This is a genomic window from Bdellovibrio sp. KM01 (assembly GCF_013752535.1).
Taxonomy (GTDB): Bacteria; Bdellovibrionota; Bdellovibrionia; order Bdellovibrionales; family Bdellovibrionaceae; genus Bdellovibrio.
Genome location: NZ_CP058348.1, coordinates 839716 through 852546 on the forward strand (window position 1 = coordinate 839716; position 12831 = coordinate 852546).

Genomic DNA, 12831 nt, shown 5'->3' on the forward strand with positions numbered 1-12831 from the left:
CCCTCCAAGAGGTCCCAGTGATCGCCGACACCCTCTGTTAGTTCAAGAAATTAGTCCGCAATATTAAAAGTGCGCCGCGGCATTCGAGTTCTCTTGTATTAATTACCTGCGCTCAGTAAGAGATCCGCATGTCAAAAAAAGTGATTTCTTTTCTACTTCTTTGGAGTTGTGGGGCGCCGGCTGTGGCTTTCGCGGGATTCTTTTCTAAAAAGGATGATCGTTGGAATGCCTATGTTGAAAGAGTTGAGCAAGTCGCTTCCCGCGAGCGCGCAATTCCTAAGGCTGCTATCGAAAGAACTGTCCAGTTTTTGAATTCAAATCGTTCACGTCTGGAAAGCCGGATTAACAACAAAAGTGTTGTCATCATTAATGACTTCACGGAAGAGAGCACGCGGGATCGCATGTTCGTGATCTATGTCTATCTGGGTAAGGTAGAGCGTTATAAGGTTGCCCACGGAATCGGCAGCGGCGAAGGTCCTCACGTTTATAAGTGTTCAAACACCGAGGGGTCCAAAGCGACTCCGCCGGGTTTTCTGCTGGTTCAAAACGAAAACCGCAACTCTTCCTTTGGCTCAGCTCTTTATATGGAGAGCCTGGAGTCACGAAACAGCAATTCTCGTGAGCGCGCGGTGGTCTTTCATCCCAATAAATCCGCCGCGGAACGTGCTCGTATTCTGCGTGAATATGGGTTTATCGACCTCAGCGAAGGCTGCACTCAGTTGACCAAGGAAGATTACTATAAGCTGAAACCCCGCGTGCAAGGCGGCAGTCTGCTTTATAACTTCTGCCCGGAAGACGCAGACTAATTCACCGCATTCGTTTGGACATCGTCGCAAAATAAAATTATAACTAGTCCTTGTAACTTACATAAAACAAGGACCTGTCGATGACATCTGCTGTACAGCCTAAAAAAATCTGGTGGAAAGAATCCGTCGTATATCAAGTTTACCCACGCTCATTCAAAGATTCCAATGGCGATGGAATGGGGGATTTGCAGGGACTCATTTCCAAACTCGATTATTTAAAACACCTGGGCATCGATGTGATCTGGATTTGTCCTATGTACAAATCACCGATGGACGACAACGGTTATGACATCAGTGACTACCAGGCGATCCACGACGAATTCGGGACAATGGAAGACTTCGATCAATTGATGAAAGAGTGTAAAGCTCGTGGTATCCGTTTGGTGATCGATCTGGTGATCAACCATACCAGCGATGAACATCCTTGGTTCATTGAGTCTGCCTCTTCAAAAGACAACGCAAAACGCGACTGGTACATCTGGCGCGATCCTAAAAATGGCAAAGAACCGAACAACTGGGAAAGCATCTTTGGGGGTTCTGCTTGGAAGTTTGACGAAAAAACGGGTCAGTACTTCATGCACCTTTTCTCTGCAAAACAGCCCGATCTGAATTGGGAAAATCTGGACATGAGAAAATCAGTCTATGAGATGATCCGCTGGTGGTTGGATCGTGGCATCGATGGCTTCCGTATCGATGCGTTTTCTCACGCCCGTAAAGAGCCGGGTTTGCTAGACATGCCAAATCCTAAAAACCTGGAGTGGGTGCCGTCTTATGACAAACACATGAACGTTCCTGGGATTCTGAATTACGTGGAAGACCTTTGTAAGAACACGTTTGTTCACTACGACATTATGACTGTGTGTGAAGCGAATGGTGTGAACGCCGAACACGCAGACGAGTGGGTGGGTGAAGACAAAAAACGTTTCAACATGGTGATTCAGTTTGAACACGTTGGTTTGTGGGATACGAACCCAGATCAGCGCTTTAACATGAAAGCCCTTAAAAACGTTTTCACTCGTTGGCAAAAAGGTTTGGATGGCAAAGGCTGGAATGCATTGTTCGTGGAAAATCACGACGTGCCTCGTATTAACTCCAAGTGGGGTGATACGGCTGAATTTTGGCGCGAAAGCAGCACTTCAATTGCCACAATGTATTTCCTGATGCAGGGAACTCCGTATATTTATCAAGGTCAGGAAATTGGAATGACGAATTCCAAATTTGATGGCCCTCAAGACTTCAACGACGTTTCTGCGAAAAATTATTTCGTCAATAAACGCAAAGAAGGCTTCACAGATGCGCAAATCACGGCGGAGTTAAATCACACCTCGCGTGACAATGCTCGCACGCCAATGCAGTGGGATGCTTCTGCCAATGCAGGATTCGGAACGGGAACTCCGTGGTTGAAGGTGAATCCGAACTACAAACAGATCAATGTGGCGGCGCAAATGGAAGACCCGGAATCCATCCTGAACTACTATCGCCGTATGATTCGTTTGCGTAAGCAGCATCCGGGCTTTATCTATGGCAGCTTTGATTTGATCGCTCCTGATCATCAGGAAGTTTTTGGTTACACTCGCACCCATGGTGCTGAAAAATATGCTGTGATTGCAAACCTGACTAAAAAAGCAGTGACTGTGGATTTGGGTTCTGTGCAGGTTCGTCCAGAAGGTCTTTTGATGGCGAATATGGATGTTGCAGACAAGGCTGCAGCGAACTCATTGAATCTTCGTCCGTTTGAGGCGCGAGTGTATAAAGTTTAATTCATTTGAAATGTGGTCTTTAAGATCGCATTCAGTTCGTTGGGTTTTTCCAGTGGAATAAAATGCCCCGCTCCCTCGATCATATGTAAGCGTGAGTGGGGGATGGCGCGGCTGAAAGCTTCCATCTTTTCTTTCGGAGCAATTTGGTCATCTACTCCGCCGATCAAAGTGATTGGAATTTTCAAAGAATTTAAGTTCATTTTCAAATCGCGGCGATCCAGAGTCGCGTTCATTTGATTCAGATACATTTCTGTATTATTGCTTGCCGCCATATCCAGGATCAGTTGCCGGATTTCATTATTTTCCAAAGCATCGGGGTGAAGATAATGTTTCAACTGGGAGCTGGCGATTCCGCCAAAGGCGACCTTCTTTAACAGAGTTCTGGTTTGAATACGGATTTTAATTTCCACATCCGTTAGGGGAGACCCCGTGGTGCCGATCAAAATAAGTTCGGCCACGCGGTGAGGAAACTGAGTCGCAAAGACCTGGGCGACATAGGCACCCATTGAAAATCCCAGCAAGGTCATGGGACTTGGAAAACTATTATTGATGGTCTCTAGCATCTGATTTAAATTGGAAGCCTTTCGCAGGTCCGCGAAAGAGCAATCGACTCCGGCCAAAAGATCTTTTTGGTAAGTCCACAATCGTTCGTCACATAGAAAGCCCGGGAGGCAAACAACTGCCTTTGACATATGTTAAGAATAGCAGGGTTTACATCCGAGAAACAATCCACCTTCGGGATATTTGACAAGGACTCCAAAAGAAATTTGCTAAGCAAAGTCTGGGTTTAGCAATATGAAAGTTCTGAAGGAGTATTGAAATGAACATTCGTCATGATAAGGGCGGGCAACGCTTTGTAACCAATGTGAAAGGTGGAGACGCGCACATTCTCTATCGTCGAGGTCCGAACAATGCATATGACCTCTATGCGACTTATGTTCCTACGGAGTCACGGGATCAGAAAATTGCGGATCAACTGGTTCGCGAAGCCATTCGAGTGGCAAAGGAAGACAAGGTCCAGATCATTGACTCGTGCCCCTATGTGGCGGGTTGGTTTAGAAAGCATCCCGAAGATACCAAAATCCTTTCGAAAGAATCCGGTGATTCTATCATTCAGGTGTTTTAACAAAGATATCTTTGATGTACCCTTGATTCATGAGCAAAAGATTTCATGAGTTGATCGCGGAAGCATCCAAAGTTGTTTTGGATAAAGATACAGAAGTGCGCCTGGCGATCACCTGCTTGCTGGCGGGTGGTCACCTCTTGATTGAAGATATGCCGGGCGTGGGTAAGACGACGCTGGTGCAGACTCTGGGGAAACTGACGGGGCTGAAAACTCAGCGTATTCAGTTCACGATTGATTTGTTGCCTGCAGATGTTTTGGGAAGTCAGATCTTTAATCCTCAAGAACATAAATTTTCATTTCATTCGGGACCGATCTTTGCTCAGTTGGTGATGGCTGATGAACTCAATCGTGCAAGTCCGCGCACGCAAAGTGCGTTACTGCAAGCGATGGAAGAAGGAGAAGTTTCCGTCGATGGAATGACGTGGGAATTACCTCGTCCGTTCTATGTTATCGCTACACAGAATCCGCATCAGCAAACAGGAACTTTTCCATTGCCTGAAAGTCAGCTCGATCGTTTTTTAATGAGTCTTGAGTTGAATTACGCATCTAAAGGTACGGAAGTGCGTATTCTGCAAGGGGAAGACCCTCGCGCCGTGGTCAAACGCATGTCTTCGCTTTTTGCAGAAGGTGAGTTTGAAGCGGCCGTTAAAAATATTGAAAAAGTAAAATTGTCGGAAACAGTTGCCACCTATATTGCCAATGTTTTGGAAGGTTCCCGTCGGGAAGGATTTGAGGGGGCACCTTTATCCACACGTTGTGGAATTTCTTTGGCCCGAGCGGCAAAGGCGTGGGCGTTCTTGGATGACCGTGACTATGTTCGTCCCGAAGATGTGCAGCACGTTTTAATTCCCGTATTAGGTCATCGCCTGGGGGGCAATCATGGCATCAAACGTGGTCGAGAGTGGGCTGCAGTTCTTAAAAAAGCGACGCCAGTCCCAGTCTAAAAAATCGCGGACCTATATTTTACCGACGGGATTTGGATTGGCCTTTGGCCTGATGAATCTTGTTTTGTTCTTTATGGCTGTGGGTTATGCGAATAACCTTATCTATATTTTCTTTTTCTTTCTGACGTCTGTTGCGTTCACGGGAATGATCACGACCAATCGTAATGTGCAGGCGGTGCGTTTTGCGCGACTGTTATCTGCTGATGCCTTTGCCGGTGAGCCCGGAAAATTCCGTGTCCAGCTGACCAACCACACCGTGAATCCGAGCCATGAGATCGAAGTGGTTCTAGATCGTAAAACCAAAGACGCTCCTAAATACAAAGTGATGCCCGAAGAAGAAAACATTGCACTGGTGACGTGGACGCCATTAAAACGCGGCCTGCAACCCTTTCCCAGCTTAAGAATTCAAGGGGCTTATCCCTTTGGACTTTTGCAGGCCTGGAAAGTCATCAAAGAACCAGGCACGGTCATAATTTATCCGGCTCGAATCGGCGATTCTGAATTTCCGATGGGCTCTGGTGCCGATTCCGTCGCAGAATCGATGGGTCTGTTTTTAAATCACAAAGTATATCAGTCAGGGGATCCGGTTCGCAGAATCGATTGGAAGGCGAGTGCTCGTCGCAGTGAAATCTTAATTAAAAAATTTGAAGAGCCCGAAAAACCCGCATTGAATTTTTCCTGGGAACAAACGGAGTCTTTACGAGATCCAGAATTGCGCCTGTCGCAATTGGCGTTGTGGATTGATTTGGCTGAGACTCAGAACTATGTGTATTCAATGCGCTTGGGAGCGGTTCAAACGCCTTCTGCTAAGGGGCGAGAACATTGGCGCCGCTGTTTGGAAATTCTGGCACTAGCTAAAATTTCGGAGCTGTCGTGAGAAAAGAATTTTTTGCGCAGACCTATTTCAGTCTTTCTGTGGTGACCGCCATGATCATGGTGGCCGTTGAAGTCACGCCCTGGGTGGCCTTTCTGGGGATGGGGCTGCTGGTTTGGAAATGGGGTACCGAAAAATACCATTGGCAGGGAATGTCTCGCCGATTCACGGGATTTCTGAGCGTTCTGCTTTTAGGTCAGGTTCTTTTTCAATATCGCACCATTGTTGGTCAGGATCCCTCATACACTTTGCTATTGGGACTATCGGCGTTGCGGGTGATGGACTATTCAACTGAGCGAGATCACAAGTTCGTGGCTCTGTTGGGGTTTGTCCTGATTTCTGTTAAAGCCCTTTTCAGCATTGATATCTATTGGGTCTTGCCTTCCGCCTTTGCGTTTTGGGGAATCTGGTATTCGCTTCTTCCTGCGCAAACGCCCTCTAAAGGCAAAACCTTGTGGAAGATCTTTTTGCTTTCAGTGCCCATGGCTGTGATTCTATTTTTTGCGTTCCCACGTGTCGTCATTCCCTGGGCGATGTCGCGTGGTAGCACCTATGGTCAGATTGGATTTACCGAAGATATGAATCCCGGCCGAGTCGCCGAGATCGCTGGTAGTTCGCAGTTGGCATTTCGTGCCAAGATCGACCGTCTGCCAGTGAAGCAATCAAAGGATCTCTATTGGAGAGGTTCCGTTCTGTCATTTTCTCGAGGACTGGTGTGGCGGGTCGTTCCTTCGATGCCGAATCCTGCCGAAAACATTCGCGGGCGAGAATTAAATCCTTATGAAGTCGCCATCGAGCCGACCTCACAAAACTTCTTGTTCGCTTTGGAAGGCACGCAGATGCTAAGTCTGGAAGCCGGGCGAGTGACGACTCTTAACCATTCAGTCTATCGAACGAGCCGTCCCATTGTTGCGACAACAGTTTATCAGGGGTGGTGGTCGCCTTACTTTAAAGACATGACACTGCCCTTGGCGAATGATCTTAAGACGCCAGAGTTTAAAGGTCGAGTTTTAGAATGGGTCACGGCGACTAATAAAGCGGCAGCGACTCCCCAGGCGCGACTGGAACTTTTAAGAAAGTTTTTTACTGAAAATAAATTCGCTTACACTTTGAATCCCGGAATTTACGGCGCAAATGACCTGGAAGAATTCCTGTTCGAGCGCCGTAAAGGTTTCTGTGAACATTTCGCGGGGGCTTATGCAACCTTGGCGCGGGGTTTAGGAATTCCCGCTCGTGTGGTCGTCGGATATCAAGGTGGCAGATTTAATCCCATCGGGGATTTTTGGAGAATCTCGCAAAGGGATGCCCATGCATGGACTGAAGTATTTATCGATAAAACCTGGAAAAGGGTGGACCCCACAGCGTGGATTGCCCCGTTAAGGTTTGAAATTGGTGGCGAAGATTTCTTTGCACTATCCGAGTCAGATCAGCAGGCCTTTGCGCAACAGATAGACTGGCGTCCACCACAAAGAAATACGTCGTTGCTTTGGGATCGCGCGACTTTCCTGTTGGAAGATCTGAATTATCGTTGGAGCTATTTCTTGATGGAGTTTGATCGAAGCTCTCAGGATTCGTTCTTTGCTTTGTTAGGGCAGTATAAACTTTTAAGTATCGTCGGAATCAGTTTTGCTTTGATTATCTTTTTTGTCCTGGTACAAAACCTGTTTAAGACTCGTGTCGTGATCAACGAGGAGCAGGAATTGTTAAAGACAGTACAGGATTGGGGAACTCAGCATCACCTGGTTCGTCCTTCGAGTGAGCCGCCTCTGCAGTATTTCAGTCGCGTGGCCCGTCAGTTTCCGCAGTTGCGGGAGGTGCTGGCGCGGATGAGTGCTTACTATGATCAAAAGGTGTATGCCGGAAATAAAACAGCGGACTCCCTGAAAGATCTTAAAAAAGATTGGAAGTCCGCTATTCAAAAGAAGTCCTAGTTAGTTGAAATTCAAGCCTGTCACTTCGCCCAACCATTTTAGGTGAGGTGGCATGAAGGTCGCGCCACCGAAATTGTGGCAGGTTTTGCTTGGGTCATCAGGATTCGATACGAATGAGTTTACGCCCATAACTTGCAACTCATAATTTACCTCGATAAATACCGGGCCACCAGAGTCGCCGTTGCAAATACCAGTCGTTTGTTGATCGATCAACAGGATGTCACTACCAGGTTCGTTAACAAGACCTACTTCCTGCCTCAAGGTTTTAGTCGTTTTGCGTAGTTGCGGAAGGCCTTGGTCTTCTTCAGATGTACGACCGAAACCTACCAACGTTAATGTGTTAGATGTGATTTCAGACTCACCGTTAAAAATTTTACTAACCTGGTAATCCGCTGGAATCGAGCGGCTTAGTTTAACGACGGCAACGTCGTTAGCACCAACACCTTTGTAATCATCGTGACTTTTCCAATCTGAAGCGATGATGAATTCCTCGTTTTTAAGTTGATCATTTTCGCAGAGTGCAGTTTTGAAGATCGCGCTGACGACTACGGCATCTTTCACACAGTGTGCAGCGGTTAGGATCGTATCCTCAGAAATAGGTGTGCCCGTGCAAGTTGAATAGTTTTTGTTTTTGTCTGCCATCATTAACAGAACGACTTTTTTTGCAAGTGGGTCTGCTTTTTTAACGGACTTACCATTGATAATACCGGAAGAACAGGCGCTGTCGATTTCGACATTTGCGGAAGCGGCTTTTTTTGAAGGAGAGCAGGCTGCAAGGCCCAAAAGAGATGTCACAAGAAGCAGGGAGAGTTTGTTCATTTTATTTTCCTTAAAGTGGTTTTAATTGTACTGACCGGACATAAAGCAACGGGCTTGCCAACGGATTTCGAACCTCAGATCGATTTTAAGGGGAATACATGGGTTTTTGACCGGGATTATTCTTAGATTCTGGAATTGGTTGTCTAAAATGGAAGAGGGTCAGACTAAGCTGACCCTACTTCTTACGATATCAATGTTTAGCAGGTTTTTTGCCAGATTCAGATTTCTCCTTTTCAAGATTCCTCTTAGGCTGCGCATATCCTGTGATATCGTTTCATCTTCTATTATACCTATCTAGATGCGAGTAAATTGCCGAACTGTGTAACTGCATATTGTCTGCGAAATTTCTGGTCGATCATCCCGAGTTTTAAAAGCAATTTGGCAACAGATCCGAGTCTGGTCTTCAAAAAAACACTCCCATGGTTTTAGCTGGAAGGGATGCGCGGGAGGTTTTCATGGCTAGCATTTGGAAAGGCTCCATTAGCTTTGGATTATTAAATATTCCAGTGACTTTGCAAGGGGCTCAATCGGAGAAAGAAATTTCTTTCTCCATGCTCGACAAAAAAGATCTGTCGCGAATTCAATATAAAAAGATCAACGCAAAAACCGGGAAAGAAGTCCCCTACGAAAATATCGTAAAGGGTTATGAATATACGTCGGGTCGTTACGTCTTGGTGACGGAAGATGAAATCAGAAAATCGAATGTTAAGGCTTCGCAGACGATCGACATCGAAGACATTGTATCTTTGGAAGAAATTGATCCGATGTATTTCGAGCGTCCTTACTATCTGGTTCCGCAAAAAGGTGCCGAGAAGGGATATTACCTGCTTCGTGATGCCTTGGCCAAATCTGGTCGCGTGGCCGTTTCTAAGATAGTAATTCGGATCAAACAGCATTTGGCGATGATTATGCCTAAGGGCGAATATCTGATGCTGGAGCTTTTGCGTTTTGGGCATGAAGTTAAAACTGAAAAACAAGTTCACTATATGAAAGATGTCACCAAAACCGCGAACTACAATCCTCGGGAATTGAAAATGGCCGAAGATCTGATCGAAGGAATGACCAGTAAATGGAAACCCGAACAGTACAAGGACACCTACTATCAAGAGGTCATGAAAGTCATCGATCGAAAAATCAAAGGTGGTAAGGGTCACAAAGTCGCGCCCATTAAAGAAGAGGACGTGGAAACAACAGACAATGTCGTCGATCTTATGCCGCTTTTGCAAAAAAGTTTGGCGGCCCGCAAGACCGCCAAAAAGAAAGCTCCCTCGAAATCCAGAGCTCGCAGTAAGCCTGCTTAGTCACTGTTAGTGTTCTTATAAAATAAAGGGAAGACTGACTTGTGAAAATGATTTGCGATGTAGACGACAGGGGCCGTGTTCTCGCAGGGCTTTGATGTGTGCAGCGGTCGCGTAGCCTGCGTTGTGTTCCCACCCATAGTGGGGAAATTCTTTTCCCAGCTCGGCCATCAGTTCGTCGCGTGCGACCTTGGCAATGATCGAGGCTGCAGAGACGGGGGCGAATAAAAGGTCTCCTTTCACCACGGGAGTTTGTTGAAATTCCTTGGGCAATACAGGAATGCGTAAACGCCCATCCACGAGCACGTGCCCCTTTTTAAGTCGAAGGCCCGTGATGGCTCTTTTCATTGCTAGCATCGAAGCGTAGACGATATTGAGCATTGCTATTTCCTCGACGGTGGCGATCCCAATCGCGACTTGGTGTTCATGACAGATTTCTCGAAACACATCTATGCGTTGTTTGCGCGACAGAAGTTTTGAATCTTTTAGAAATTTCGGTAAACGCTCATGTTTCAGAACCACGGCCGCCGCAAAGACAGGACCGGCAAGGCTGCCACGTCCCACTTCATCCACACCGATTACGGGTTTTGGGCGGTACTGTGTCCATGCTTTCATAAATGCGCTTGAGTCCGAGTGGAGCTTTTTTTGGTGGTCGCTTTATCCAAGAGTTCAATTCGTTGCTGCAACTTTAAGTAACCTTGCCAAGGATCACTGCGCCGACGTTGAAGGTGGGCCAGGGCCTTTTTCAAATCATAGTAATCTCCGCCGGGAATCTTTTTTAGATCGCTCCAGGTGACAGGCATGGCGACGGCACTGATCGCACGAGCGCGAAGTGAATAAGGTGCAACCGCCGTGGCTCCTTGAGAGTTTCTAAGGTAGTCGACAAAAATGCGACCTTCGCGAATCTTTTTAGACATCTTTGAAACGAAAAGATCCGGATCTTGTTGTTCCATCTGTAAAGCCAAGGCGTGGGTAAAGCTGTTGATTTGATCAAACGTATAAATCGGGACGATAGGGACGTGGACGTGAACTCCTTTTCCGCCGCTCAGTTTGACGAAGCTTTTTAGGCCCAGTCCTTCCAAGAGCTTTTTAAGAGTGAAAGCCGAGTCCACGACGGTTTTCCAGTCGACACGTGGCCCGGGATCGAAATCTATAACGAATTGATCGGGCACGGCGGTTTCAGGGTGGCGGGAATTTGAACAATGAATTTCAAAAGCATTCATTTGTACCAATGCCGCAAGCCCTGCATCGTCGTGAACACTCATGTAGGTGCCATAACCTCCGTGCTCTTTCATTTTCACCGGGGTCATGGATTCTGGGATCTTGGCTTGGTGTTTTTGAAAGAAGCACTGTTTGCCGGTGCCATTCGGGCAACGCACCAATGACAACGGACGGTCCGTGATGAGAGGCAAAATGTGTTCTGCTACTTTGGCATAAAAATTTGCAACCTGACGTTTAGTGATTTTTTCTTTCGCGAACAGAATTTTGTCGGGACTGGAGATGGGCCATTCTTCACTGGATTTAAGTGCCATTGGCGTCTCCTTATTAATTTGTTTCGTAGGTTTGTCTTCACGCAGTCCATTAAAAACAGGGACGCGCAGGATTTCTTCATGGGTCCAATTGGAAAAAGTGATCTCGGCACTGTATTTGGGTTTTAACCAGTGGTAGTCGCGACCCTTAGGGGATTTGATATCAAAAGGAGATTGTTTGGTTTCCAGGGGCTTCAAAGTATTAAAGACGTCTCGCAAGGATTGTTGTGTAAATCCCGTGCCGACTTTACCCACGTATTGCAGTTTATCTTTCTTGTAAACTCCCAGAAGGAGCGCACCAAAGTGATCGCGGCTGCCTTTTCCTAAAGTGTAGCCGCCGATAACGAACTCCTGTTGTTCGCTGCATTTTATTTTAAGCCAATTGGAATTTCGTTCGGATCGATAAGTGCTGTTTCTTTTTTTGGAGATAATTCCTTCTAAGCCGTGCTTTTTGGCCTGAGCCAAAAGACTTTTCCCGGTGCCTTGGTATTCTTCGCTGTAGCGAATGCGGCCGGCAGATTTTTTAAATATTTTTATCAGTTCATCGCGACGTTGTTCCAAAGGTCGGGTGCGCAGATCCTTTCCATTGATAGCTAACAGATCAAAGGCATAAAGATACATATTCTGGGCCCGGTTGCTTTTTAGGGCATTCTGTAAGAGTTGGAAATCGCTGCGACCGGAACTGTCAAGGATCACAATTTCCCCGTCAATGACGGCACCTTCGACATCCAGCTTTTGCAGATCTCTTTCAATCACCGGAAATTTCGCCGTCCAGTCTTGTCCCGAGCGAGTGAAGAGTTTGACTTCGTCACCGTTTACGTGCGCTTGGATGCGATAGCCGTCGAATTTTAATTCGTGCAACCACTCTTTACCTTCAGGAGGCTCGTCGACTAGAAGAGCTAGTTCCGGAGTTACGAAGGGAAGCTTTGCGACCTTTCCCGATTTTCGGAAGGCTTTTTTTTTAACCGTTTTTTTGGCAGCTACGGGTTTGATATCCGGAACGGCTTCTGCAAAAGCGTCATCCTTTTTCATTAAGAGCCATTGGCTGCTGCGACCTGGAGTGCGGGTTCGCACTAAGTGAAAAACGCCTTTCAGTTTTTTTCCTTTCAGGGAAAATACGAGATGGCCTTTCTTAAACCCCTTGGCGGCGTCTTCTTCTGGCACCCAAGTACCTTTGTCCCAAATATAAACTTCACCACCACCGTATTGATCTTCTGGAATAGTTCCCTGAAATGAACCATAGGAGAGAGGATGGTCTTCGGTTTCAACAGCCAGCCGTTTTGTGTGAGGGTCCATGCTGGGACCCTTAGGAACAGCCCAACTTTTTAGGACGCCCTCCCATTCCAAGCGAAAGTCCCAATGAAGATGGCTAGCGTGATGTTCCTGAACAACGAACGATAGAGCTCCCTTGCCGGACTTCTTGATCTTGCCAGGAGGCTCCTTGGTGATCTTAAAATCGCGCTTTCGATTGTATTTCGCTAAACTCATCTTCACTTCCTGTTTTCAATACATGGACGGAGTGCTGCGGCTGCGAGGAGATTCTACTGAATCATCATAGGGAATATCCGCTGACGTTTCTTGATCCCAATGGCGTTGGGGTCGCTTCACAGTGTCCTTGGAATTTTTCGAAGAGGACTTCTGGGAAGTTTTTGATGGTTTTTTATTTTTATGAGCCATGGCTCCTCCTTGAATTTATATTTTCCGCCTGATTTCCTAGCTCGTAAACGTCCTATGTCATTGATCA

12 protein-coding genes are annotated in these 12831 nt (G+C 46.6%); 7 read left to right on the forward strand and 5 right to left on the reverse strand.

Going from position 1 to position 12831, the window contains the following annotated elements; genetic code table 11:
* The first annotated feature begins 128 nt into the window (after positions 1–128).
* Together HW988_RS04200 and HW988_RS04205 are read left to right on the forward strand one after the other, a co-directional pair.
* Positions 129–806, forward strand: coding sequence for a murein L,D-transpeptidase catalytic domain-containing protein (locus tag HW988_RS04200; RefSeq protein WP_181606340.1), 678 nt, complete (start codon positions 129–131; stop codon positions 804–806).
* A gap of 80 nt (positions 807–886) precedes the next feature.
* Positions 887–2566, forward strand: a complete 1680-nt coding sequence (locus HW988_RS04205) for an alpha-glucosidase (protein ID WP_181606341.1) — start codon at positions 887–889, stop codon at positions 2564–2566.
* On the opposite strand, the gene HW988_RS04210 is transcribed toward HW988_RS04205, so the two are convergent.
* Entirely contained in the window at positions 2563–3258 is a 696-nt protein-coding gene (locus HW988_RS04210; protein ID WP_181606342.1) for an alpha/beta fold hydrolase, read from the reverse strand. The genes HW988_RS04205 and HW988_RS04210 overlap by 4 nt on opposite strands.
* 128 nt (positions 3259–3386) lie before the next feature.
* On the opposite strand from HW988_RS04210, the gene HW988_RS04215 reads away from it, so the two are divergent.
* The 4 genes from HW988_RS04215 to HW988_RS04230 are packed head-to-tail and all read left to right on the forward strand — an operon-like array spanning position 3387 to position 7441.
* Positions 3387–3692 carry a GNAT family N-acetyltransferase gene (locus HW988_RS04215; RefSeq protein ID WP_181606343.1) on the forward strand — a complete coding sequence of 102 codons (306 nt, stop codon included), beginning with the start codon at positions 3387–3389 and terminating at the stop codon, positions 3690–3692.
* A gap of 29 nt (positions 3693–3721) precedes the next feature.
* Positions 3722–4636, forward strand: a complete 915-nt coding sequence (locus HW988_RS04220; protein WP_181606344.1) for a MoxR family ATPase — start codon at positions 3722–3724, stop codon at positions 4634–4636.
* On the forward strand, positions 4572–5513 hold the full coding sequence (locus HW988_RS04225; RefSeq protein WP_181606345.1) for a DUF58 domain-containing protein: 942 nt from the start codon (positions 4572–4574) through the stop codon (positions 5511–5513). Before HW988_RS04220 ends, HW988_RS04225 begins: the two co-directional genes overlap by 65 nt.
* Positions 5510–7441 carry a DUF3488 and transglutaminase-like domain-containing protein gene (locus tag HW988_RS04230; protein WP_181606346.1) on the forward strand — a complete coding sequence of 644 codons (1932 nt, stop codon included), beginning with the start codon at positions 5510–5512 and terminating at the stop codon, positions 7439–7441. Before HW988_RS04225 ends, HW988_RS04230 begins: the two co-directional genes overlap by 4 nt.
* Here the strand turns inward: HW988_RS04230 and HW988_RS04235 are convergent, their stop codons facing one another.
* Positions 7442–8260, reverse strand: a complete 819-nt coding sequence (locus tag HW988_RS04235; RefSeq protein WP_181606347.1) for a trypsin-like serine protease — start codon at positions 8258–8260, stop codon at positions 7442–7444. It lies immediately after the preceding gene.
* Between the two features lie 455 nt (positions 8261–8715).
* Here HW988_RS04235 and HW988_RS04240 point away from each other — a divergent pair, with 455 nt between their 5' ends.
* On the forward strand, positions 8716–9561 hold the full coding sequence (locus HW988_RS04240; protein WP_181606348.1) for a Ku protein: 846 nt from the start codon (positions 8716–8718) through the stop codon (positions 9559–9561).
* A 15-nt stretch (positions 9562–9576) separates the two neighbouring features.
* Here the strand turns inward: HW988_RS04240 and HW988_RS04245 are convergent, their stop codons facing one another.
* From HW988_RS04245 to HW988_RS04255, 3 genes are read right to left on the reverse strand one after another with little or no spacing between them, the layout of a single operon-like run.
* A complete protein-coding gene (locus tag HW988_RS04245; RefSeq protein ID WP_181606349.1) occupies positions 9577–10173 on the reverse strand; it encodes a ribonuclease HII in 597 nt (198 codons plus the stop codon).
* A complete protein-coding gene (ligD, locus tag HW988_RS04250) occupies positions 10170–12575 on the reverse strand; it encodes a DNA ligase D (protein ID WP_181606350.1) in 2406 nt (801 codons plus the stop codon). Before ligD ends, HW988_RS04245 begins: the two co-directional genes overlap by 4 nt.
* A 15-nt stretch (positions 12576–12590) precedes the next feature.
* On the reverse strand, positions 12591–12764 hold the full coding sequence (locus tag HW988_RS04255) for a hypothetical protein (protein ID WP_181606351.1): 174 nt from the start codon (positions 12762–12764) through the stop codon (positions 12591–12593).
* Positions 12765–12831: the final 67 nt, after the last annotated feature.

What these genes read in the sequence shown, in the direction of transcription:
- HW988_RS04235 (WP_181606347.1), bottom strand. Translation starts at nt 8,260, where the DNA reads ATGAACAAACTCTCCCTGCTTCTTGTGACATCTCTTTTGGGCCTTGCA.
- ligD (WP_181606350.1), bottom strand. Translation starts at nt 12,575, where the DNA reads ATGAGTTTAGCGAAATACAATCGAAAGCGCGATTTTAAGATCACCAAG.
- HW988_RS04225 (WP_181606345.1), top strand. Translation starts at nt 4,572, where the DNA reads ATGGCATCAAACGTGGTCGAGAGTGGGCTGCAGTTCTTAAAAAAGCGA.
- HW988_RS04205 (WP_181606341.1), top strand. Translation starts at nt 887, where the DNA reads ATGACATCTGCTGTACAGCCTAAAAAAATCTGGTGGAAAGAATCCGTC.
- HW988_RS04240 (WP_181606348.1), top strand. Translation starts at nt 8,716, where the DNA reads ATGGCTAGCATTTGGAAAGGCTCCATTAGCTTTGGATTATTAAATATT.
- HW988_RS04215 (WP_181606343.1), top strand. Translation starts at nt 3,387, where the DNA reads ATGAACATTCGTCATGATAAGGGCGGGCAACGCTTTGTAACCAATGTG.
- HW988_RS04255 (WP_181606351.1), bottom strand. Translation starts at nt 12,764, where the DNA reads ATGGCTCATAAAAATAAAAAACCATCAAAAACTTCCCAGAAGTCCTCT.
- HW988_RS04200 (WP_181606340.1), top strand. Translation starts at nt 129, where the DNA reads ATGTCAAAAAAAGTGATTTCTTTTCTACTTCTTTGGAGTTGTGGGGCG.
- HW988_RS04220 (WP_181606344.1), top strand. Translation starts at nt 3,722, where the DNA reads ATGAGCAAAAGATTTCATGAGTTGATCGCGGAAGCATCCAAAGTTGTT.
- HW988_RS04210 (WP_181606342.1), bottom strand. Translation starts at nt 3,258, where the DNA reads ATGTCAAAGGCAGTTGTTTGCCTCCCGGGCTTTCTATGTGACGAACGA.
- HW988_RS04245 (WP_181606349.1), bottom strand. Translation starts at nt 10,173, where the DNA reads ATGAAAGCATGGACACAGTACCGCCCAAAACCCGTAATCGGTGTGGAT.